This window comes from Bradyrhizobium sp. JR3.5 (assembly GCF_054057015.1).
The window spans coordinates 2,818,310-2,839,394 of sequence record NZ_JBSRYV010000002.1 but is presented as its reverse complement, the minus strand read 5'-3'; the positions used below and the strand labels follow the sequence as shown (position 1 = coordinate 2,839,394).

The following is a 21,085-nucleotide window of genomic DNA, read 5'->3' as shown; positions in this document are numbered from 1 at the left end:
TCTTTGCTGCACTACCGCTGACCAGATCATAGTCTATAAGGAATAAAGATGAATTATATCATATAGTTATTTGAATATTCGGTGAGCCGAACCAGCCCAAACCATGCTGCGCCCTGCTGCAGCAAATCCGCAGCATGAAAAAGGCGCCCCGTTTGTGCGGAGCGCCCTATTCGGTTCGGCCGTGGCCTCAGGTGTTCATGGAATCGAAGAATTCCGAGTTGCTCTTCGTGTTCCGGAGCTTGTCGAGCAGGAAGTCGATCGCGTCCATGGTGCCCATCGGATTGAGGATGCGGCGCAGGACGTACATCTTCTTCAGCACCTGCGGATCGGTGATGAGCTCCTCCTTGCGGGTGCCGGAGCGGGCAATATCGATCGCTGGGAAGGTCCGCTTATCCGAGACCTTGCGGTCGAGGATCAGTTCGGAGTTACCGGTGCCCTTGAACTCTTCGAAGATGACTTCGTCCATACGGCTGCCGGTGTCGACCAGCGCGGTCGCGATGATGGTCAGCGAACCGCCCTCCTCGATGTTGCGCGCGGCACCGAAGAAGCGCTTCGGGCGCTGCAGGGCGTTGGCGTCGACACCGCCGGTCAACACCTTGCCGGATGACGGCACCACGGTGTTGTAGGCGCGGCCGAGACGCGTGATTGAGTCGAGCAGGATCACGACATCGCGGCCGTGCTCGACGAGACGCTTGGCCTTCTCGATCACCATCTCGGCAACCTGGACGTGACGCACGGCGGGTTCGTCGAAGGTCGACGACACCACCTCGCCCTTCACCGAGCGCTGCATGTCCGTGACTTCTTCCGGACGCTCGTCGATCAGAAGCACGATCAGATAGCAGTCGGGATGATTGGCGGTGATGGAGTGCGCGATGTTCTGCATCAGCACCGTCTTGCCGGTGCGCGGTGGCGCCACGATCAGCGCGCGCTGGCCCTTGCCGATCGGCGCGACGATAAATCGATCACGCGGGCAGAGAGATCCTTCTTGGTGGAATCCTCAAGCTCCATGCGGAAACGCTGATTGGGAAACAGCGGCGTGAGGTTGTCGAAATTGACCTTGTGCTTGGCCTTCTCGGGATCCTCGAAGTTGAGCGTATTGACCTTCAGCAGCGCGAAGTAGCGTTCGCCTTCCTTCGGGCTGCGGATGTGCCCTTCGATGGTGTCGCCTGTGCGCAGGCCGAAGCGGCGGATTTGCGAGGGCGAGACGTAGATGTCGTCGGGACCAGGCAGGTAGTTCGCATCGGGCGAACGAAGGAAGCCGAATCCGTCGGACAGCACCTCCACGACGCCCTCGCCGACAATGTCGGTCTCGGCGGCGGCGAGGTTTTTGAGAATGGCGAACATCAGCTCCTGCTTGCGCATGGTGCTGGCATTCTCGACCCCGTTCTCTTCCGCGAACGAGACGAGCTCGGCCGGCGTTTTCGATTTGAGGTCCTGGAGTTTGATTTCCCGCATCGGGGGTCGTCCTGTGAGGAAGTAAGTAGGGAAGGGGTGCGAGGTGGCTTGGAAAAAGCGGACGCCAAAGGAAGGTCCGCAGGTCTCAGCCAGGAAAGTGCCGTTTGGGCTTTCAAACCTGATGCGGCGCCGGCCCGAAAAGAACCGAAACGCGACCACATCCGCCTGCGTGGGGTGGGATAGGACCTATATAGAAAATCGATTCGTTCTTCGCAAGAAGGACTGAAGCATGCGTCTTGAGCATCGCGATGTCTAGAACGGCTTCACGACCACCATGATCACGATCAGGATCATCAGAAGCGTCGGCAACTCGTTGATAATGCGATAGAATTTCTGAGTGCGGTGATTCCGGTCGGCGGCGAAATCCTTGACGCAACGGGACAAAAAGCCGTGGATACCCGACATGATGAGGACCAGCGTAAACTTGACGTGAAACCAGCCCGATAGGTACCAGTGTCCGGCCCAGGCCAGATAAAGCCCGGCGAGCCAGGTCACGATCATCGCGGGGTTGATGATCGCCTTCAAAAGTCGCCGCTCCATGACCTTGAAGGTCTCGGACTGCTTCGAGCCCGTCTCGGCCTCGCAATGATAGACGAACAGCCGCGGCAGATAGAGCATGCCCGCCATCCAGGAGATCACGGCAACGATGTGCAGGGCCTTGATCCAGTCATACAACATCGCGGCGATGCCTTTCAGGGAACAGCTCGGGGGGTCTCAGCGTTGCGAGCCAAGCCCTGCTTGCGAGGGGCCGATACATATCCGCTCACACGGCTCTCCTAAACTTAATTAAGTTTAGAATCTAAGGTTTGAGTCTAAGTGACGGTGAATTGGACTCATGCAAAACAATCCAGCTGTTCTTGCGGGCTTGTTCACATCCCTCAACATTTCGGCCGGCGGGACCGGACATCCGGAATCTGTCGCTCAACTCAATCGGTTGCGTACTTCTGTGGCCAGCTTATGAAGAGACAAATCCACACCGGTTCACTATCATCCGTCGGATGACGTCGACTTATCCTTTTCGGCGGTGCTGTGAAGAAGGGGACGAGATATACAGGGACCTGGCGGCGGACCCGGATTCTTCTCCTCGACCTCCACAGGGATTCACAGGATAGACAGGGGCCCCGGTGCCGACGACCTCCAATTATTTCCACCTGCATCTGGTGTCTGATTCGACCGGCGAGACGCTGATCACCGTGGCGCGCGCGGTCGCCGCGCAATACGCCAACGTGACCGCGGTCGAGCATGTCTATCCTTTGGTGCGCAGCCAGAAGCAGCTCGATCGCGTGCTCGACGAGATCGAGGAATCGCCCGGCATTGTCCTGTTCACGCTGCTTGAGAAGGATCTGGTCGGCCGGCTCGAGGGCAAGTGCAAGCAGATCAACGTGCCGAGCCTGTCGATCATCGGGCCGGTGATGCAATTGTTCGAGGCGTATCTGGGTGCCGCGACGACCGGACGCGTCGGTGCGCAGCATGTGCTGAACGCGGAATATTTCAGCCGGATCGACGCGCTGAATTACACGATGATCCATGACGACGGTCAGCATGTCGAAGGCCTCGAGGAGGCCGACGTCGTCCTGGTCGGCGTGTCCCGCACGTCGAAGACGCCGACCTCGATCTATCTCGCCAACCGCGGCATCCGCACCGCGAATGTGCCGCTGGTTCCGGGCATCCCGCTGCCGCACCAGCTCGAGACCCTGAAGAAACCGTTGGTGGTCAGCCTGCATGCGACGCCGGAGCGCTTGATCCAGGTCCGGCAGAACCGCCTGCTCACGATGGGCGACCGCGACAACGACACCTACATCGACAAGCAGGCGGTGGCCGACGAAGTCGCGTTTGCACGGCGCCTGAGCGCGAAATTCAACTGGGCATTGCTCGACGTGACGCGTCGCTCGATCGAGGAGACGGCGGCTGCGATCATGAAGCTCTATAACGACCGCCAGCGCGCGCGACCGTCGGAGTAACCGCCAAATCATGAGCATCTGGCGCGGCCCGCAGAAGCTGATCCTTGCATCGCAAAGCCGTGCGCGAAGGATGCTGCTTGAAAACGCCAGCCTCGAATTCGAGGCGCTGCCGGCCGATATCGATGAGCGCGCGGTGCAGAAAAATTCCGGCCTTTCGGCGCCGGGCGAGATCGCATCGCTCCTGGCGCGCGAGAAGGCGCTGTTCATATCGAGGCAGAGGCCGGGTCAATATGTCGTTGGCGCCGACCAGACCCTGGCGTTGGGGGAGCGGATGTTCAGCAAGCCTGCCGGCCGTGCCCAGGCTGCCGACCAGCTCGGCCTGCTCGCCGGACAGACGCACGCGCTGCACTCAGCCGTCTCGGTCGCGCGCGATGGGAAAGTCCTGTTCGACGATGTGAGCGTGGCCCGGATGACGATGCGGCGGCTTGCTGCCGACGAGATCGAAGCCTATCTCGACCAGGCCGGGGAGGCGGTGACGACTAGCGTCGGTGCCTACCAGCTCGAGGGCCTCGGCGTGCATCTGTTCGAGCGGATCGAAGGCGACCATTTCACCATCCTCGGCCTGCCGCTATTGTCGCTGCTCGCATTCCTGCGCCGCGAGAAACTTCTCGCGGTGTGAGGTGCCGAGACATGGCGACGGAGAGATGCTGATCCGATGTTGATTTTGGGACTCACCGGCTCGATCGGGATGGGAAAATCCACCACGGCCAAACTCTTCATGGAGGCTGGCGTGCCGGTGTACGACGCCGATGCGGCCGTGCATCAGCTCTATGAAGGCGAAGCCGCACCTGCGATCGAGGCAGCCTTTCCCGGCACCACTGCGAACGGCAAGGTCGACCGCGCAAAACTCTCGGCACGCGTGGTGCACGACCCTGCGGCGATGCGGCAGCTCGAGCAGATCGTGCATCCGATGCTTGGCGCTTCGCGGCAGAGATTCTTTGCCGACGCGGAAGCCGCCGGCGCGCAGATCGTCGTCGTCGACGTGCCGCTGCTGTATGAGACCGGCGGCGAGAAGCGCGTCGATGCGGTCGTCGTCGTCACCACCTCGCCGGAACTGCAGCGCGAGCGCGTGCTGGCGCGGGGCACCATGGATGCCGCCAAGCTCGACGCCATCATCGCCAAGCAGATGCCGGACGCCGAGAAGCGCAAACGCGCGGATTTCATCGTGGATACCTCGCACGGACTTGATCCGGTGCGGGCGCGCATCCGCGACATTCTGGCCGAGGTTGTTAAGATGCCGGAGCGGCGAACCTGATTCGCCGCGCTTTTCCGGATTCCCTCACGTCATGCGCGAAATCGTTCTCGATACCGAAACTACTGGCCTCGACCCGCTGCGCGGCGACCGGCTGGTCGAGATCGGCTGCGTCGAGATCTTCAACCGCATGCCGACGGGGCAGACCTACCACGTCTACATCAATCCCGAACGCGACATGCCGGCGGAAGCGTTCGCCGTGCATGGGCTGTCGACCGAATTCCTGGCCTCCAAGCCGCTGTTCAACGAGGTGGTCGACGAGTTCCTGGCCTTCATCGGCGATACGCCGCTGGTGATCCACAACGCGTCGTTCGACATCAGCTTCATCAATGCCGAGCTCGACCGCATCAAGCGGAAGGCCATTCCGAAAGACCGGTTGGTCGACACGCTGTTATTGGCGCGACGCAAGCATCCCGGCGTGTCGAACCGGCTCGACGACCTCTGCTCGCGCTATCAGATCGACAATTCCCGCCGCACCAAGCACGGCGCCTTGCTCGACGCCGAGCTGCTGGCCGAGGTCTATATCGACCTGATCGGAGCGCGGCAGTCGCAGCTCGTCCTGGCGTCGGAAAATTCGGATGCGCGCAGCGGAAGCTACGGCGATACGCCGCGGCGGCAGCGTGAGACGGCGCTGGTTGCGCGGGTCAGCGACGAGGATCGCGAGGCCCACCGGGCGTTCGTCGCGACGCTCGGCGACAAGCCGATCTGGAACGATTATTTGCCGCCGCCAGCGCCCGCCGCAGCACCGGCGGCTTGATCTCGCGGTTCCGTCATCCCCGCGCAAAGGTTTCGCCTTTGTCGCTGGAGGCGCGAGCGGAGCAAGCCTCGAAGGATGCACGGCCACCAGCGGGGGCCCGTCGATCCTTCGAGACGCCCGCAAGAGCGGGCTCCTCAGGATGACGGGAAATTCAGTTCAGCCAGCTCAGCTCGGCTTGACGCCGGAAGCGGCCTGGGCGGCTGCCTGCCGCTCCATGTTCTGGCGGTAGAGGCCGACGAAATCGACGGGGTCGAGCAGCAGGGGCGGGAAGCCGCCGTCGCGGACCGAGGTCGCGACGATCTCGCGCGCGAACGGGAACAGCAGCCGCGGGCACTCGATCATGACCAGCGGGTGCAAATTCTCCTTCGGCACGTTCACGATCCGGAAGACGCCGGCATAGGCAAGGTCGAAGCTGAACATCACCTTGCCGGCCGACTCGGCCTTGCCCTCGATCGAGAGGATCACCTCATACTCGTTCTCCGACAGGTTGTTGGCGGAGACGTTGATCTGGATGTTGATCGCCGGCTGCTGTTGCTGCTGGCCGAGCGAGGTCGGCGCATTCGGGTTCTCGAACGACAGGTCCTTGGTGTACTGCGCCAGTACGTTGAGCTGGGGAGCGGGCTGTTCGACGGGGGCGCCGTTGCCATTGGTCATGAGAATGTCTCCTGGAGCGGCGCTCGGGACTGGATGTCCGACGGCACGCGTTAAGGTTTGGGAATGCCGATGCCGGCGAGTGGCTATCATAGGCCCGGCTCGGTCCACAAGGACGACGAGCGTGTGCGGGCCGACGGCCCTGCGGCCAAATCACCGGCGTCAGGCACGTGAGCGCAACTCCGCCCAATCCCTTAACGGCTTCCTAAATTATTGAAGATACGCGATTTCCGGGAAGGAACGGGTTTCCCCCCGGGGTCAAAACGCGCTACACTTGCCCGTGCCAAAAAGCGCCATTGGCCGGGCATAGTTTCGTGCCTACATGCTGCGGACTCAATCGGTGATGTAATCTCTGCCGTTCCCGACCGGGAACGCTTTGATGTCCGGCCCGTTGCCGGCAGAGACCAGAAAGCGAATTCGACGTGGATATCTACACCATCATCTTCCTGGCGCTGGCCGTATTCATCTTTCTGCGCCTGCGCAGCGTTCTCGGCCAGCGCACGGGAAGCGAGCGGCCGCCGTATGATCGTGCAGCACCCAACGTCTTGCAGCGCGGCCAGGATAACAACGTCGTGCCGATCCCGGGATCGGTGATCGATCAGCCGGTCCCGGCCGCGCCCGCCGAACCGGTCGAGCCCACGGAGCGCTGGAAGGGCATCGCCGAGCCCGGCACGCCACTGGCGCAGGGTCTCGACGCGGTCGTCGCCCAGGATTCCTCGTTCGATCCGCGGCATTTCCTCTCAGGCGCCCGCTCGGCCTATGAAATGATCGTGCTGGCCTTCGCCAACGGCGATCGCCGTGCGCTGCGCGACCTGCTGTCGGCTGAGGTCTATGAAAGCTTCGAGACCGCGATCAAGGATCGCGAGAAGCACGAGCAGAAGACCGAGACGCGGTTCGTGTCGATCGACAAGGCCGAGATCGTCAGCGCGGAGACGCGCGATCGCTCGACCCAGCTCACCGTCCGCTTCGTCTCGCAGATGATCTCGGTCACGCGCGACAAGGCGGGAACCATCGTCGACGGCAGCCCGGACAAGGTCGCCGACATCACCGACATCTGGACATTCGCCCGCGACTCGACTTCCCGCGATCCGAATTGGAAGCTGGTTGGCACTGGAAGCGCTCACTAAACATCTCAGCTACGGGCGCCTCGCGATCGCGTGCTGCGCGCTCGCGGTTGTGTGCTCCACCGCGGCGATCGCCGCGCGCTACAGGTCGAGCCGGCACGCTGCGCCGCGACACGAGCACACCCACCCGATCCCCTATCCCAATCTGGAACTGCCGCTGCAGGTCAGCGGCAGCCAGTATGAGCCGCTCGCCTGGGCCAATGTCTCCGGCTGGAGCGACGACGATCATCTCGCGGCCTACAGGGCGTTTCGCACCAGCTGCAAGCCGATCACGGCCCAGCAGGGTGCGCCCGCGGATTCGAAGGCCCTCGGCAGCTCGCTGCGCGATCCCTGCGGGATCGCCAAGGGACTCGATCTCGCCAGTGGCACGAAAGCGAAGGAATTCTTCGAGCAGAATTTTGTTCCGCTGCGGATCTCGCGGCTCGGCGAGGATGCCGGCTTCGTCACCGGCTATTACGAGCCGGTGCTCGATGGCTCGCGGACCCAGACCGACGTCTACAATGTTCCGGTCTATCGCCGGCCGTCCAACCTGTTCGTGCGGGGCAAGACGCAAGCTTCTGTCGGCCTGCCCAACAGCGGCCCGGTGTATCGCAAGATCGGCCGGCGCAAGCTCGTGCCCTATTACGACCGCGGCCAGATCGAGGACGGCGCCATCGCCGGCCGCGGGCTGGAGATCGCCTGGCTGAAGAGCCAGACCGATCTGTTGTTCGCGCAGATCCAGGGCTCGGCGCGGATCAAGTTCGAGGACGGCACCACGCTGCGCATCAACTACGACGCGCATAATGGTTATCCCTATACGCCGGTCGGGCGCGTCCTGATCGACCGCGGCATCATCCCGAAGGACCAGATGTCGATGCAGAAGATCAGGGAGTGGATGGAGCAGAATCCCGACGGCTCCAAGGAGTTGCGGCGGCAGAACCGCGCCTACGTGTTCTTCCGCGAGGTTCCGCTGTCCGACAAGGACGAGGCGGTCGGCGCGCAGGGCGTGCCGCTGACGCCCGGCCGCTCGATCGCGGTCGACAAGGCGCTGCATGTCTACGGCACGCCGTTCTTCATTGCCGGCGAGCTGCCGATCGAATCCGAGCAATCCAAGACGCCGTTCCATCGCCTGATGATCGCGCAGGATACTGGATCGGCGATCGTCGGTCCGGCGCGCGCCGATCTCTATTTCGGCGCCGGCGCCGATGCCGGCAAGGTCTCGGGCCGGCTGCGGCACAATATGCAGTTCGTGATGCTGGTGCCGAAGGGTCTCGATCCCGTCGCGCGCGGCCACAAGCTGCCGATCCCTGACGAGCGGCCGTCGGCCAGGATCGCAAAGCTGTTTCCGCAGACCGATCCGCAGAAGGCCAAGCCGGCGGATCTGGCAACGTCAGGCATTGCCAAGGGTGCTGCGAAAGACCCAGGCGCTAGCGCCGCCAAGACCCCGGCCGCGAAGGATGCCGTACCCGCAGCACCGGCTGCAACAACCTCTGTCGCACAGTCGGCACCTGTGGCAGAATCGGTGCCGTTGCCGGTCGCCCGGCCCGACATTCCGCAACCGGAGAAGCGGCGCACTCGGCGCTATCGCCATCATCGCGATCAATGAAACGACCCGCGCCGATCCCCGACCTGTCCGCTCCGTCGCGGCGCAAGCGCGCGCTGAGCGAGGAAGAGCGTGCGCTCTGGGAAAGCGTGGCCAAGCAGGTCAAGCCGCTGCGCAAGAGGCCGGCCGCACCGAAAGCCCACGCCGCAGCCTCTGACCCGGCCACGCATCACGCCGCGGCCAAGCCCATCCCGGTCAAGCCGGTGACGTCGGTCAAGGCGGCGCCGGCGCCGCGTCCGCAGGTGCCGCCGCTGGCGCCGATCGGCCGCCGCGAACGTGCAAAGCTTTCGCGCGGCCGGCAGGAGATCGATGCGCGGCTTGATCTGCACGGCATGACGCAGATCCGCGCGCATCGCGTGCTGTTCACCTTCCTGCAACGCGCGCACAGCGACGGGCTGACCTTCGTGCTCGTCATCACCGGCAAGGGCAAGGTCGGCGGGGCGGATTCCGAACGCGGCGTGCTGCGCCGACAGGTGCCGGAATGGCTCAGCCTGCCGGAATTCCGTTCGCTGGTGGTCGGCTTCGAGGAAGCGCATATCGGCCATGGCGGCGAGGGCGCGCTCTATGTGCGCGTCCGGCGCGCGCGAGCCTGAGATTAGAACGGCCGCACGATCCCGACGCGCGGGATCAGCGTAACAATCCAGCCGAAGATCTTCGTCTTGCGATCGTCTGACGGGATCGGCGGCACGTCCTTCGACGCCGGCAGCATCTTGGTGGCGTGCAGCATCAGGAACATGCAGACCGCCCAGTTCGAGATCCAGCGCGAATAGTCGAACACGGTCACGAACATCACGAAATAGCCGGCGCTGATCATGATGAGTGCGGCGAACACGGTCCGCCGATGCAGCTCATTCGCGAGCGCGCCGATCAGCCGCGTGAAATAGCGCCACAGCGGCGCGTGCAGCCAGATCAGCAGCGCAAACACCGGAACGCCCAGGATGTTCGAGGGCATCCGCGCCCAGGTGTCGGCGAACTCCTTCGACAGCGGCTGGTACCAGATGTAGCCGAACTGAAGCAGGTCGGTTCGCGACGGATCGGCCATCCGGCTCTGCAGATGACGCATGAATTCGTCATAAGGCACCTCGACCGTGCCCGCGAACTGCGCGACCAGGAACAGGATGCCGACCGCCGCGAGCGCCATAAGGCCGACGGCGATGTTCCGCGGCGTTACGCGTTGCATCAGATAGAAGCGCAGCACCACGATCGCCGCGATGGTCGGAACATACATCAGGACGAAGATGTGATGGACCAGGATCAGCAGGATCGAGAACAACGCCGCGATCAGCACATAGAGGACCGAGCGCGCCGGAATCAGCAGCAGCACGATCGTCAGCGCACAGCCATAGATGTCGAAATGGCCGAGCGTGTGCATGAAATTCTTCAGGAAGAACGGCGATCCCGCGATGAAGACGAACAGCGGCCAATGCGCATCGTCGAAGCCGAATGTCCGCTGGAACAGTTTGACGAACAGGGCGAGCGTCACCAGCCAGATCGCGCCGGCCAGCGCGAACACCAGCCACACCGGCACCTTGTCGGTGAACAGCGACACGATCGCGCCGATCAGTGCGCGCTTGGTGAAGCCGTAGTGATAGTCGACCAGGAGATGGATGTAGGGGACGAAGGGCGGCAGCGCGATCTTGTGTAGGAACACCCCGACCAGCACGGCCGCATTGACGGCCAGCATCAAGCGCCAGGGGTTTTCCCAGACTCGCAGATTCATCGATCGCCCACTCTCGTCGTCCCGGGCAAGCGAAGCGCGACCCGGGACCCATAACCACCGAAGGCAGTATTTAGAAGGAATGTCGGCCCGAGTCTTGGTTACTGCGGGCTGCGGGGGTTATGGGCCCCGGCCTTCGCCGGGGCGACGATAGCTGTCCCGCCTACAAAATAAACCGGCTCAGATCGGCGTTCTTGGCGAGGTCGCCGACATGCTTGGTGACGTAGTCGGCGTCGACCTGGATCGTCTCGCCGTGGCGATCAGGCGCGGTGAAGGAGATCTCGTCCAGCACCCGCTCCATCACGGTCTGCAGCCGGCGCGCGCCGATATTCTCGACCGTAGAATTGACCGCGACCGCGACGTCGGCCAGCGCGTCGATCGCGCCGTCGGTGATGTCGAGCGTGACGCCCTCGGTCTTCAGCAGTGCGACATATTGCTTGATCAGCGACGCCTCCGGCTCGGTCAGGATTCGGCGCATGTCGTCGCGGGACAGCGCCTGCAGCTCGACGCGGATCGGCAGGCGACCCTGCAACTCCGGCAGCAGGTCCGACGGCTTGGCGATATGGAAGGCGCCCGAGGCGATGAACAGGATGTGGTCGGTCTTGACCGCGCCGTGCTTGGTCGAGACCGTGGTGCCCTCGATCAGCGGCAGCAGGTCGCGCTGCACGCCTTCGCGCGAGACGTCGCCGCCCTGGCGGTTCTCGCGCACGCAGATCTTGTCGATCTCGTCGAGGAAGACGATGCCGTTGTTCTCGACGGCGTTGATCGCCTCCTGCACCAGCTGGTCGGTATCGAGCAGCTTGTCGGATTCCTCGTTGACGAGGATCTCGTGCGAGCCTTCCACCGTCAGGCGGCGCGTCTTGCTGCGTCCGCCCATTTTGCCGAAGATGTCGCCGAGCGAGATCGCGCCCATCTGGGCGCCGGGCATGCCGGGGATTTCGAACATCGGCATGCCGCTGCCGGACGACTGCGTCTCGACCTCGATTTCCTTGTCGTTGAGCTCGCCGGCGCGCAGCTTCTTGCGGAACGACTCCCGCGTCGCCGGGCTCGCGCCGGGGCCGACCAGCGCATCCAGCACGCGCTCCTCGGCGGCGAGCTGGGCACGCGCCTGGACGTCCTTGCGCTTGCGCTCGCGGGTCTGCGAAATCGCCACCTCGACGAGGTCGCGGACGATCTGCTCGACGTCGCGGCCGACATAGCCGACCTCGGTGAACTTGGTGGCTTCGACCTTGAGGAACGGCGCGCCCGCAAGCTTGGCCAGCCGCCGCGCGATCTCGGTCTTGCCGACGCCGGTCGGCCCGATCATCAGGATGTTCTTGGGCAGAACCTCCTCACGCAGGGAACCGGCAAGCTGCAGCCGCCGCCAGCGGTTGCGCAGCGCGATCGACACGGCGCGCTTGGCATCGGCCTGGCCGACGATGAAACGGTCAAGTTCAGAAACGATTTCGCGGGGGGAGAAGTCGGTCATTGGCTCTAGCTAGGTTGAAATCGTGGTCTCGGCAAGCGGCTGCGTTCCAAGGCATGCCGCCTAAAGGATCGGCGGTCCGGCCTGCCACTGTCTGATCGCCTCGAACGGGTGGATCAGCATGATGATGTTAAGCGTCAGATTGTCGCGAATGTGGAGCAGCATCACGGTTTCGAAGGCAACGCCGAGCGCGACCGTTGCAACGATTGGCAGCTTGCGCGCGAGCAGGAAACCGAAAACCATCGCCAACGTGTCCGACACCGAATTGACGATGGTGTCCCCGTAATAATCCAGCGAGATCGTGCCGGCGCGGTAGCGCTCGATGATCCAGTTCGAGTTTTCGACGAGCTCCCAGCTTCCCTCGATCAGCATCGCGACAATCAGCCGTCCCGGCCAGGCGCGGCGAGGCAGCGCCAGGAAGGTCAGGCCGTAGAACAACAGGCCATGCAGCACATGCGATAGCGTGTACCAGTCGGTGATGTGCTGCGAATTCTCCGAGCTCTGGACTGCGCCATGCCAGAGTTTGACATAGCCGCAGGCGCAGATCGGCAGGCGGCCCATCGCATAAAGCAGCGCGGCCTGCAGTGCGAGCAGTGCGGCGGCGATTGCGAGCCAGTGCCAGGCTGAAACGCCGGTGTCGGACTTCGGCGCGAGTGTCATTTGTCGCGGACCATCAATAGCGCCGGCCCGTCGGGCGTCTCGACTATTCCGGCCTCCTGAAAACCCGCCTTCGCGTAGGCCCGCACGGCGCGTGCATTGGCCGGATCGGGATCGGTGACGATGCGTGGCGCGCCTTGCGCCAGCCGGTCGTCGACAAAGGCGTGGATCAGCGCCGAGCCGTGGCCACCTGCCACCATGTCGGGCTCACCGATGAAGAGATCGATGCCGCGCGTGCCCTCGGGCTGGGCGCCGAGGCCGCAATTCCACGCCGTCAGGTCGTAGCACTGGATGTAGCCGAAATCGTTCCCCCCTGCGGCGACGATGAACTGGTCCATGGCCGGCTCATCGAGGTCGCCACTGACCAGCGCATATTGCTCGGCCGGATCGCCCCACCACTGGCGGACATGCGGCAGCGCCAGCCACTGCTTGATTAGCGGCAGGTCGGCCGTCGTCATTGGACGGAAGTGATAGGGGCTGGCCATGCTCAGCCGCCGATCGTCTCGATCGTCACGTTCCGGTTGGTGTAGACGCAGATGTCGGCAGCGATATCCAGCGCGCGGCGCACGATGGTCTCGGCGTCCTTGTCGGTATCGACCAGCGCGCGGGCCGCGGCGAGGGCATAATTGCCGCCGGAGCCGATCGCCATGACCCCGGATTCGGGCTCCAGCACGTCGCCGGTGCCGGTCAGCACCAGGGAGACGTCCTTGTCGGCCACGATCATCATGGCCTCCAGCCGGCGCAGATAACGGTCGGTCCGCCAGTCCTTGGCGAGTTCGACGGCCGCCCGGGTCAGTTGCCCCGGATATTGCTCCAGCTTGCTCTCCAGCCGCTCGAGAACAGGGTGAAGGCGTCGGCGGTGGCGCCGGCAAAGCCGCCGATCACGTCGCCCTTGCCGATCCGCCGGACCTTCTTGGCATTGGCCTTGATCACGGTCTGGCCAATCGAGACCTGCCCGTCGCCGCCGATCACCACCTTGCCGCCCTTGCGGACCGTGCAGATCGTGGTGCCATGCCAGACCGGCAGCTCATTTTGGGATGCTTGCATAGGCTACCTCTCTTCCGGGCAGATTTAGGCGGTCGGGCAGGGGGTTACAATCGGGCGATTTAGCAAGGAATTTGGGTCACCATGGCCCGAAGTTAGGGCGTTCCGGGGTCATCCCGCAGTAGCGAAGGTGACATCAGCCTGCTAAAAGACCGGCGTTTTCGGCACGGGAAAGCTCAATCTTCATGCGCACGGCAACCATCAAGCGCAAGACCAAGGAGACCGACATCGAGGTGACGGTCAACCTCGACGGAGCAGGCGTATCCACGGTTTCGACCGGGATCGGCTTCTTCGAAAACCATATGCTCGACCTCCTGGCCCGGCATTCGCGCATCGACATCACGGTGAAGGCGGATGGCGATCTCCATGTCGATTACCACCACACCACCGAAGACGTCGGAATCGCGCTCGGGCAGGCCGTGAAGCAGGCGCTCGGCAACATGGCCGGCATCACCCGCTACGCCTCGATCCACATGCCGATGGACGAGACGCTGTCGCGCGTCGTGATCGACATTTCGGGCCGCCCGGTGCTGGTGTTCAAGGTCGAGTTCCCGCGCGACAAGATCGGCGAGTTCGACACCGAGCTGGTGCGCGAATGGTTCAACGCCTTCGCGATGAACGCCGGCGTGACTCTCCACGTCGAGACCCTATATGGCGAGAACAGCCATCATATCTCCGAATCCTGTTTCAAGGGTTTGGCGAGGGCGCTCCGGACGGCGGTTGCGATCGATCCGCGCGCCCAGGGCGAAGTGCCCTCGACAAAGGGCCAGCTCGGCGGCTGACCCCGGGAGCATGATCCGGACACGGTGGCACCGGTTTTCCCGGAGATCATGCGGTAAGTAAGAGTCCATCCTCGGCGGAGCGTTCGATGCCGGTCTATACAGTGCATGCCCCCGTGGCCAACGGCGCCGATCTCGCGGCGGCCGACAAGTTCGTCTTCGTGCGCGACGGCTTCCATTTCTGGGCCGCGGTCGCCGGCGCGGTCTGGCTAGCCTGGAACAGGCTCTGGCTGGCGCTGATCGGCTGGTTGGTGCTGACCTTCGCGATCGATTTTGCGCTGGCCAAGCTCGGGATCGGCCGAGGCGCGATCTTGCTCGTCGACCTGGTGTTGATGGTGCTGATCGGGCTGGAGGCTGCGACGTTGCAACGCTGGACGCTGTCGCGGCGCAAGTGGCGCCAGCTCGATATCGTCGTGGCCGACAACATGGACGCGGCCGAGCGCCGCTTCTTCGAGCGCTGGACCGCGCGGCATCGCGGCGCTGTCAACGACCAGCGGTCTGTCGATCGCGGCGGACCGCCTCCGACCCGGGACGTGCCCGGTCAATCATTCTCAAAACCCCCGCCGATGCCGCAGGGCGGCATCATCGGATTGTTTCCAGAGCCAGGAGGATCGCGATGACCGTTGCAATCATCGATTACGGCTCCGGCAATCTGCATTCGGCGGCAAAGGCCTTCGAGCGCGCCGCGCGCAGCATGCAGGATCCGCAAGCCATCAAGGTGACGCGCGATCCCGATGCGGTGTATCGCGCCGATCGGATCGTGCTGCCTGGCGTCGGCGCGTTCGCCGATTGCCGCCGCGGCGTCGATGCGGTCGACGGCATGCTGGAAGCGCTCACCGAGGCGGTGCGGGTCAAGGCGCGGCCGTTCTTCGGCATCTGCGTCGGCATGCAGCTGATGGCGACGCGCGGCAAGGAGCACGTCATCACCGAGGGCTTCAACTGGATCGGCGGCGATGTCGTGAAGATCGAGCCGCGCGACGAGAGCCTGAAGGTCCCGCACATGGGCTGGAATACGCTCGACATGGTGCGCGAGCATCCGGTGCTGGAGCGGCTGCCGCTCGGGCCGAAGGGGCGCCACGCCTATTTCGTGCACTCCTATCACCTCAACGCCGCCAACGAGGCGGACGTGCTGGCCCGCGCCGACTATGGCGGGCCGGTGACCGCGATCGTCGGCAAGGACACCGCTGTTGGCACGCAGTTTCACCCCGAGAAGAGCCAGCGTTTCGGCCTCGCTCTGATCTCCAATTTCTTGAAGTGGAAGCCGTGATTCTTTTTCCAGCGGTTGATCTGAAAAACGGCCAGTGCGTGCGCCTGGAGCAGGGCGACATGGCGCGCGCCACCGTGTTCAATCTCGATCCGGCGGCGCAGGCGACGAGCTTCGCCGCGCAGGGCTTCGAATATCTCCATGTCGTCGATCTCGACGGTGCCTTCGCCGGCAAGCCGATGAACGCGCATGCGGTAGAGGCGATGTTGAAGGCCGTCACCATGCCGGTGCAGCTCGGCGGCGGCATCCGCGACCTCAAGACCATCGAAGCCTGGCTCGACAAGGGCATTGCGCGCGTCATCATCGGCACCGCGGCGGTGCGCGATCCCGAATTGGTGAAGGGCGCGGCAAGGAAATTCCCCGGCCGCGTCGCGGTGGGTCTCGATGCGCGCGACGGCAAGGTCGCGGTCGAGGGCTGGGCCGAGACCTCGCATGTGACGGCGCTCGAGATCGCGCAGCGCTTCGAGGATGCCGGCGTGGCCGCGATCATCTTCACCGACATCGCCCGCGACGGTCTGCTCAAGGGCCTCAACCTCGACGCCACGATCGCCCTCGCCGACCGCATCTCCATTCCGGTGATCGCCTCCGGCGGCTTTGCCTCGATCGACGACGTCAAGGCGCTGCTGGAGCCGCGTGCCAAAAAGCTCGCCGGCGCGATCGTCGGCCGCGCGCTCTACGACGGACGGCTTGATCCGGCCGCCGCGCTCAAGCTGATCCGCAGCGCGGCCTAGGAGGCATACATGTTCAAGGTTCGTGTGATCCCCTGTCTCGACGTCAAGGACGGGCGCGTGGTCAAGGGCGTCAACTTCGTCGATTTGCGCGACGCCGGCGACCCGGTCGAGGCCGCGATCGCCTATGACGCCGCCGGCGCCGACGAGCTCACCTTCCTCGACATCACCGCGACCCATGAGAACCGCGGCATCATGCTGGATGTGGTGCGGCGGACGGCGGAAGCCTGCTTCATGCCGCTGACCGTGGGCGGCGGCGTCCGCACCGTCGACGACATCAAGACCCTGCTGCGGTCCGGCGCCGACAAGGTCTCGATCAATTCAGCGGCGGTCAGCCGGCGCGAATTCGTCAAGGAGGCGGCCGAGAAGTACGGCGAGCAATGCATCGTGGTCGCGATCGACGCCAAGCGGGTCAAGCGCGCCGGCGGCTCGGAGCGCTGGGAGATCTTTACCCATGGTGGGCGTAATGCCACCGGGATCGATGCCATCGAATATGCCCAGGAGGTCGTCGCGCTCGGCGCCGGTGAAATCCTGCTGACCTCGATGGACCGGGACGGCACGAGGCAGGGCTTTGACCTGCCGCTGACCCGGGCGATCGCGGACAGTGTTCCCGTACCGGTCATCGCGTCCGGTGGCGTCGGCAATCTCGATCATTTGGTCGATGGCGTCCGCGAGGGTCATGCCACCGGCGTGCTGGCCGCCTCGATCTTCCACTTCGGGGAATTTACCATCCGCCAGGCCAAGGATCACATGGTGCGCGCCGGCCTGCCGATGCGCCTCGATCCCTAGCGTGCGTGGTCCGGACCAGTACGGCCGCGTTAGCGCAAAGCGGAGACCGGTTTTCCGAAAAGACCACGCTCCAACCGAGTGGTTGGGGACTCCATGTCACAAAAATGCTAAGCCCCCACCCAGGGATGGCACCAAAGCGGTGCCGGTGCGCATGCTTGAGTTGAGTTGATGTCGCGTTTCACGGTCCACGATTTGGCTGCCACCATCGACGCCCGCGCTGCAACGGGCGGCGAGGCGTCCTATACCCGCAAGCTGCTCGACAAGGGCGCGGAGCATTGCGCCAAGAAATTGGGCGAGGAAGCGGTCGAGACCGTGATTGCCGCGGTCGGGAATGACCGCGATCATCTCATCGCGGAAAGTGCCGATCTGGTGTTTCACCTGCTCGTTCTGTTGAAATCGCGCGGCGTGAAGCTGGAGGATGTCGAGGCCGCGCTGGAGAAGCGCACCTCGATGTCGGGACTGGAAGAGAAGGCGTCGCGCAAGCGCGACTAGCGCACATGATCGAGCGCATTGATGAGAGGGGCGGCCTCATGGACATCCGGGCACCAGATCAGCAGTACAACCCCTACCGCACCTTCACGCGCCAGCAATGGTCGCATCTGCGCGACGATACGCCGATGACGCTTGAGCCGGGCGAGTTCGACCGCCTGCGTTCGATGCACGACCGCCTCGATTTGCAGGAGGTCGAGGACATCTACCTGCCGTTGTCGCGACTGCTCTCCATTTATGTCGATGCGACCCAGCGGCTGTATTATTCGCAGCGCCAGTTCCTCAACATCCGCGACCGCAAGATGCCCTATATCGTCGGCGTCGCCGGTTCGGTGGCCGTCGGCAAGTCGACCACCGCCCGCGTGCTGCAGGCGCTGCTGGCACGTTGGTCGCCGCGGCCGAAGGTCGACCTGATCACGACCGACGGTTTCCTGTTTCCGAATGCCGTGCTCGAGCGGCAGGGCATCATGCAGAAGAAGGGCTTTCCTGAGAGCTACGACCTGCCGACCCTGCTGTCGTTCCTCAGCGACATCAAGGCTGGACGGCGCCGCGTGCGCGCGCCGGTCTATTCGCATCTGACTTATGACATCGTGCCGAACAAATGGGTTGAGATCGACCAGCCCGACATCCTGATCGTCGAGGGCGTCAACGTGCTGCAGACCGGGCGGCTGCCGCGCGACGGCAAGGCCGTGCCGTTCGTTTCTGACTTCTTCGATTTCTCGGTCTATATCGACGCCGACGAGTCCGCGCTGCGGCAGTGGTACATCACGCGCTTCCTGGCGCTGCGCGACACCGCGTTCACTGATCCGAGGTCCTACTTCCACCGCTATGCGCTGCTGTCGGACGAGGAAGCGACCGCAACCGCGATCGCGATCTGGGAGCGCACCAACCTCGCCAATCTCGAGGACAACATCCTGCCGACCCGGCCGCGCGCGACGCTGATCCTGAAGAAGGGCGCCGACCATGTGGTGCAGTCGGTCGCGCTGCGCCGGCTGTAGTGTTTCCAAATCACAGCCGTCGCCCCTGCGAAAGCAGGGACGACACCGGAGAGGTTTTGCCTGCTACGCCGCGATATGCCGCGCGGCGGCAAGGGTCGCCAGCGCTTCTTCCAGCTTCTCGCGGTCGAGCGGCTTGATCAGAAAACCATCCATGCCGGCTTCGAAACAGGCGTAGCGATCCTCCACCAGCGTGTTGGCGGTCAGCGCCAGGATCGGCGTCCGGCGTCCGGACTGGCCGGCCAGCCCGCCGGACTCGTGGGCGCGGATCTGCTTGGTGGTCTCGATGCCGTTGAGGCGCGGCATCTGGATGTCCATCAGCACGAGATCGTAGGGCGTGCCGGCCGACCTCGCCGAGAGCCAGGATTCCATGGCCTGCTCGCCATTGGTGGTGATGACCACGGTGTGGCCGAGCCGGGCGAGCAGCGAGCGCATCAGGAGCGCGTTGATCTCATTGTCTTCCGCAACCAGGATCGAGAGCCCCGGTGGCGCGGCCGCCGGCGCAGTCGGCGTGGACTCGGCGACCGTCTCGATTGCAAGGCTTGGCATTGCAAGTCCTGGCATTGCAAGGCTTGGCGCGGCGATTTCGGGTGACGCGGTCAGGCGTGCGGCGAGCGACGACGCACGCAGCGGCTTGACCAGATAGCCCGTGAACACGGTTGCATCGGAGGCCGAGAGGTCGTGCCGCGTCGCCGGCGTAACCATCACGATGCGATGGGTTGCGTGGATGCGAGCAGCGTTGGCGAACGCCTCGATCGCCTGCGGGTCGAGCGTGTGATCGATCAGGATGGTGTGCCAGCTCCGCTCCGGCAGCAATGCCTCGGCGACATTGGCATCCGACACGATGCAGGTCTGCGCGCCCCAGCGCTGCAGCCGCCGCGAGATCAGCGAAGCCTCGATGCTGTGCGGTGCGACCAGCATGATGGATTGGCCGGCGAGGTCGGGCGCTGTGAAGCCATTGGCCTCGCCGGTGTCGGCGGCGGCGAGCGGGATCGAGACCTCGAAGGTCGAGCCCGCGCCCGGCGCGCTTGCAAGCGAGATCCGGCCACCCATTCGCTTGACGATGCGGTCGCTGATCGAGAGGCCGAGGCCGGTGCCGCCATAGCTGCGCGCGATGCGGTCGTCGGCCTGCTCGAACTCCCGGAAGATGCGCTGCTGCGCGTCCGGTGCGATGCCGATGCCGGTATCGCGAACCAGGAAGCTGATCTCGTTCGGCCAGATGCCGGGCTCGACGATCAGCGCGACGCCGCCGGTCGCGGTGAACTTGATGGCGTTGCCGGCGAGATTGAGCAGCACCTGACGCAGCCGTGCGGCGTCGCCGGTCACCTGCATCGGCAACCGCTCGTCGACATAGGCGGCGATCTCGATGCCCTTGGCCTGCGCGCGCGGCGCCAGCAATTCGGTGGTGTCCTCGATCAAGCCGGACAGCGCGAAGGCGCGGTGTTCGAGATCGATCTTGCCGGCCTCGATCTTGGAATAGTCGAGCAGCTCCTCGATCAGCGCGAGCAGCGCGTCGCCGGAGGTCTTGACCGCCTTGACGTAGGTCGTCTGCTCCGGCGTCAGCTGGGTGTCCATCAGCAGTCCGCTCATGCCGATGATGCCGTTCAGCGGGGTGCGGATCTCGTGGCTTGCCATCGCAAGGAAGCGCGACTTGGCGCGGTTGGCGGCGTCGGCCTGATCGCGGGCTTCGGCCAGCGCGCGCTCGCTTTCGGTGCGGTCGGTGACGTCCCGGCCGACGCTCTGCATCTCGGCCGGCGCGCCGGCATCGTTGCGCACGAGGCCCTCGCGCCAGGCGATCCAGCGCGCCCCGAGCGGTCCCTCGATCTTCTGGTCGTAGACCCGCGTGCCGTTGGATTCGAGCGCGGTGTCGCCCTGCTCGAGCACCTTGAGGGTAGCGGTACTGCCGATCAATTCGCCGCGGGGGATTTGGGCCAGCGCGCAATAGGCGTCGTTGGCGTAGGTGATGAGGCCGTCGGGGTCGCGCAGCACGATCAAATCGTCCTGCGCCTCGAACAAGGCGGAGGCGCGCTGTTCGGCCTCCTGCAGTTCCCAGTTGCGGTCGGCCATCGCCTCATTGTGCATGACGATGGTGCGCAACCTTCTGCGCATCAGCCGCAGCCGGATGCCGAGCGTTACGATCCAGAGACAGGCCAGCGCGAACAGGAAGCTGACGCCGATCGCGAATGTATTGGGATCGTAGCCGCTGTGTTGCGAGAGGGCGCCGGAAATGAACCCGAAGGCGCCGCCGAATGCGACGGAGAAGATCGTGAAGGAACGGACGATCGTCGCGACCCAGGAATGGCGTCGCAGGAAGCGGCGAAGGCGCAACTTGATCCGGAAGAAACGCCCCATCAATGGTGGTCCTGAGAGTGCCCG

21 protein-coding genes and 2 pseudogenes are annotated in these 21,085 nt (G+C 64.2%); 14 read left to right on the top strand and 9 right to left on the bottom strand.

What is annotated here, in order from left to right:
* Positions 1-187: 187 nt before the first annotated feature.
* Together rho and hemJ are read right to left on the bottom strand one after the other, a co-directional pair.
* Positions 188-1,455: pseudogene (gene rho / locus ACVWW1_RS30505) on the bottom strand (transcription termination factor Rho).
* A gap of 252 nt (positions 1,456-1,707) precedes the next feature.
* On the bottom strand, positions 1,708-2,130 hold the full coding sequence (hemJ, locus tag ACVWW1_RS30500; protein ID WP_456660710.1) for a protoporphyrinogen oxidase HemJ: 423 nt from the start codon (positions 2,128-2,130) through the stop codon (positions 1,708-1,710).
* Positions 2,131-2,579: 449 nt separating this feature from the next.
* On the opposite strand from hemJ, the gene ACVWW1_RS30495 reads away from it, so the two are divergent.
* Genes ACVWW1_RS30495 through dnaQ form a run of 4 tightly spaced genes read left to right on the top strand, consistent with a single transcriptional unit; the run spans position 2,580 to position 5,425 of the window.
* On the top strand, positions 2,580-3,416 hold the full coding sequence (locus ACVWW1_RS30495) for a pyruvate, water dikinase regulatory protein (protein WP_173639852.1): 837 nt from the start codon (positions 2,580-2,582) through the stop codon (positions 3,414-3,416).
* A gap of 10 nt (positions 3,417-3,426) precedes the next feature.
* Positions 3,427-4,035 (top strand): Maf family protein, encoded by a 609-nt coding sequence (locus tag ACVWW1_RS30490; protein ID WP_456658437.1) that lies wholly within the window; start codon positions 3,427-3,429, stop codon positions 4,033-4,035.
* A gap of 36 nt (positions 4,036-4,071) precedes the next feature.
* Positions 4,072-4,671, top strand: coding sequence for a dephospho-CoA kinase (gene coaE / locus ACVWW1_RS30485; RefSeq protein WP_456658436.1), 600 nt, complete (start codon positions 4,072-4,074; stop codon positions 4,669-4,671).
* 31 nt (positions 4,672-4,702) lie between these two features.
* A complete protein-coding gene (gene dnaQ / locus ACVWW1_RS30480; protein WP_456658435.1) occupies positions 4,703-5,425 on the top strand; it encodes a DNA polymerase III subunit epsilon in 723 nt (240 codons plus the stop codon).
* A 165-nt stretch (positions 5,426-5,590) separates the two neighbouring features.
* Here the strand turns inward: dnaQ and secB are convergent, their stop codons facing one another.
* Positions 5,591-6,079: a protein-export chaperone SecB gene (secB, locus tag ACVWW1_RS30475; RefSeq protein ID WP_092121028.1), complete on the bottom strand. Its 489-nt coding sequence runs from the start codon at positions 6,077-6,079 to the stop codon at positions 5,591-5,593.
* 419 nt (positions 6,080-6,498) lie between these two features.
* Here secB and ACVWW1_RS30470 point away from each other — a divergent pair, with 419 nt between their 5' ends.
* Genes ACVWW1_RS30470 through ACVWW1_RS30460 form a run of 3 tightly spaced genes read left to right on the top strand, consistent with a single transcriptional unit; the run spans position 6,499 to position 9,375 of the window.
* Positions 6,499-7,203, top strand: a complete 705-nt coding sequence (locus ACVWW1_RS30470) for a Tim44/TimA family putative adaptor protein (RefSeq protein ID WP_456658434.1) — start codon at positions 6,499-6,501, stop codon at positions 7,201-7,203.
* A complete protein-coding gene (gene mltA / locus ACVWW1_RS30465; protein WP_456658433.1) occupies positions 7,181-8,785 on the top strand; it encodes a murein transglycosylase A in 1,605 nt (534 codons plus the stop codon). The genes ACVWW1_RS30470 and mltA overlap by 23 nt, the downstream gene beginning before the upstream one ends.
* Positions 8,782-9,375, top strand: coding sequence for a Smr/MutS family protein (locus tag ACVWW1_RS30460; RefSeq protein WP_456658432.1), 594 nt, complete (start codon positions 8,782-8,784; stop codon positions 9,373-9,375). Before mltA ends, ACVWW1_RS30460 begins: the two co-directional genes overlap by 4 nt.
* Positions 9,376-9,377: 2 nt before the next feature.
* On the opposite strand, the gene ACVWW1_RS30455 is transcribed toward ACVWW1_RS30460, so the two are convergent.
* The 5 genes and pseudogenes from ACVWW1_RS30455 to hslV form a co-directional block, all read right to left on the bottom strand.
* The gene (locus ACVWW1_RS30455; RefSeq protein WP_456658431.1) at positions 9,378-10,502 is read right to left on the bottom strand and encodes a hypothetical protein; all 1,125 of its coding nucleotides are present in this window, start codon (positions 10,500-10,502) and stop codon (positions 9,378-9,380) included.
* 160 nt (positions 10,503-10,662) lie between these two features.
* On the bottom strand, positions 10,663-11,967 hold the full coding sequence (gene hslU / locus ACVWW1_RS30450) for an ATP-dependent protease ATPase subunit HslU (RefSeq protein WP_456658430.1): 1,305 nt from the start codon (positions 11,965-11,967) through the stop codon (positions 10,663-10,665).
* 60 nt (positions 11,968-12,027) lie between these two features.
* Complete coding sequence (locus tag ACVWW1_RS30445; RefSeq protein ID WP_456658429.1) at positions 12,028-12,624, bottom strand: DUF2585 domain-containing protein; 597 nt, start codon at positions 12,622-12,624, stop codon at positions 12,028-12,030.
* Positions 12,621-13,106 (bottom strand): GNAT family N-acetyltransferase, encoded by a 486-nt coding sequence (locus ACVWW1_RS30440; protein ID WP_456658428.1) that lies wholly within the window; start codon positions 13,104-13,106, stop codon positions 12,621-12,623. Before ACVWW1_RS30440 ends, ACVWW1_RS30445 begins: the two co-directional genes overlap by 4 nt.
* A 2-nt stretch (positions 13,107-13,108) precedes the next feature.
* Positions 13,109-13,668 (bottom strand): annotated as a pseudogene (hslV, locus tag ACVWW1_RS30435) (ATP-dependent protease subunit HslV).
* Between the two features lie 182 nt (positions 13,669-13,850).
* Here hslV and hisB point away from each other — a divergent pair.
* The 7 genes from hisB to coaA all read left to right on the top strand — a co-directional run bounded on the left by hisB (position 13,851) and on the right by coaA (position 18,712).
* Positions 13,851-14,447, top strand: coding sequence for an imidazoleglycerol-phosphate dehydratase HisB (gene hisB / locus ACVWW1_RS30430; protein WP_456658427.1), 597 nt, complete (start codon positions 13,851-13,853; stop codon positions 14,445-14,447).
* 86 nt (positions 14,448-14,533) lie between these two features.
* Positions 14,534-15,064: a DUF2628 domain-containing protein gene (locus ACVWW1_RS30425; RefSeq protein WP_456658426.1), complete on the top strand. Its 531-nt coding sequence runs from the start codon at positions 14,534-14,536 to the stop codon at positions 15,062-15,064.
* Entirely contained in the window at positions 15,061-15,711 is a 651-nt protein-coding gene (gene hisH / locus ACVWW1_RS30420) for an imidazole glycerol phosphate synthase subunit HisH (protein ID WP_176534533.1), read from the top strand. The genes ACVWW1_RS30425 and hisH overlap by 4 nt, the downstream gene beginning before the upstream one ends.
* Positions 15,708-16,439 carry a 1-(5-phosphoribosyl)-5-[(5-phosphoribosylamino)methylideneamino]imidazole-4-carboxamide isomerase gene (hisA, locus tag ACVWW1_RS30415; protein WP_456658425.1) on the top strand — a complete coding sequence of 244 codons (732 nt, stop codon included), beginning with the start codon at positions 15,708-15,710 and terminating at the stop codon, positions 16,437-16,439. Before hisH ends, hisA begins: the two co-directional genes overlap by 4 nt.
* A 9-nt stretch (positions 16,440-16,448) precedes the next feature.
* Positions 16,449-17,225: an imidazole glycerol phosphate synthase subunit HisF gene (hisF, locus tag ACVWW1_RS30410; protein ID WP_092121002.1), complete on the top strand. Its 777-nt coding sequence runs from the start codon at positions 16,449-16,451 to the stop codon at positions 17,223-17,225.
* 168 nt (positions 17,226-17,393) lie between these two features.
* A complete protein-coding gene (locus ACVWW1_RS30405; protein ID WP_176534535.1) occupies positions 17,394-17,717 on the top strand; it encodes a phosphoribosyl-ATP diphosphatase in 324 nt (107 codons plus the stop codon).
* 38 nt (positions 17,718-17,755) lie between these two features.
* The gene (gene coaA, locus ACVWW1_RS30400; protein ID WP_176535301.1) at positions 17,756-18,712 is read left to right on the top strand and encodes a type I pantothenate kinase; all 957 of its coding nucleotides are present in this window, start codon (positions 17,756-17,758) and stop codon (positions 18,710-18,712) included.
* Between the two features lie 63 nt (positions 18,713-18,775).
* On the opposite strand, the gene ACVWW1_RS30395 is transcribed toward coaA, so the two are convergent.
* Positions 18,776-21,061, bottom strand: coding sequence for an ATP-binding protein (locus ACVWW1_RS30395; RefSeq protein WP_456658424.1), 2,286 nt, complete (start codon positions 21,059-21,061; stop codon positions 18,776-18,778).
* Positions 21,062-21,085 lie beyond the last annotated feature (24 nt).

Bases quoted from the DNA above. Each gene is read 5' to 3' on its own strand.
- coaA (WP_176535301.1), top strand. From the start codon at position 17,756: ATGGACATCCGGGCACCAGATCAGCAGTACAACCCCTACCGCACCTTC.
- coaE (WP_456658436.1), top strand. From the start codon at position 4,072: ATGTTGATTTTGGGACTCACCGGCTCGATCGGGATGGGAAAATCCACC.
- ACVWW1_RS30455 (WP_456658431.1), bottom strand. From the start codon at position 10,502: ATGAATCTGCGAGTCTGGGAAAACCCCTGGCGCTTGATGCTGGCCGTC.
- hisH (WP_176534533.1), top strand. From the start codon at position 15,061: ATGACCGTTGCAATCATCGATTACGGCTCCGGCAATCTGCATTCGGCG.
- ACVWW1_RS30460 (WP_456658432.1), top strand. From the start codon at position 8,782: ATGAAACGACCCGCGCCGATCCCCGACCTGTCCGCTCCGTCGCGGCGC.
- ACVWW1_RS30425 (WP_456658426.1), top strand. From the start codon at position 14,534: ATGCCGGTCTATACAGTGCATGCCCCCGTGGCCAACGGCGCCGATCTC.
- hisB (WP_456658427.1), top strand. From the start codon at position 13,851: ATGCGCACGGCAACCATCAAGCGCAAGACCAAGGAGACCGACATCGAG.
- secB (WP_092121028.1), bottom strand. From the start codon at position 6,079: ATGACCAATGGCAACGGCGCCCCCGTCGAACAGCCCGCTCCCCAGCTC.
- hisF (WP_092121002.1), top strand. From the start codon at position 16,449: ATGTTCAAGGTTCGTGTGATCCCCTGTCTCGACGTCAAGGACGGGCGC.
- ACVWW1_RS30490 (WP_456658437.1), top strand. From the start codon at position 3,427: ATGAGCATCTGGCGCGGCCCGCAGAAGCTGATCCTTGCATCGCAAAGC.
- ACVWW1_RS30395 (WP_456658424.1), bottom strand. From the start codon at position 21,061: ATGGGGCGTTTCTTCCGGATCAAGTTGCGCCTTCGCCGCTTCCTGCGA.
- ACVWW1_RS30440 (WP_456658428.1), bottom strand. From the start codon at position 13,106: ATGGCCAGCCCCTATCACTTCCGTCCAATGACGACGGCCGACCTGCCG.
- ACVWW1_RS30405 (WP_176534535.1), top strand. From the start codon at position 17,394: ATGTCGCGTTTCACGGTCCACGATTTGGCTGCCACCATCGACGCCCGC.
- dnaQ (WP_456658435.1), top strand. From the start codon at position 4,703: ATGCGCGAAATCGTTCTCGATACCGAAACTACTGGCCTCGACCCGCTG.
- hslU (WP_456658430.1), bottom strand. From the start codon at position 11,967: ATGACCGACTTCTCCCCCCGCGAAATCGTTTCTGAACTTGACCGTTTC.
- ACVWW1_RS30445 (WP_456658429.1), bottom strand. From the start codon at position 12,624: ATGACACTCGCGCCGAAGTCCGACACCGGCGTTTCAGCCTGGCACTGG.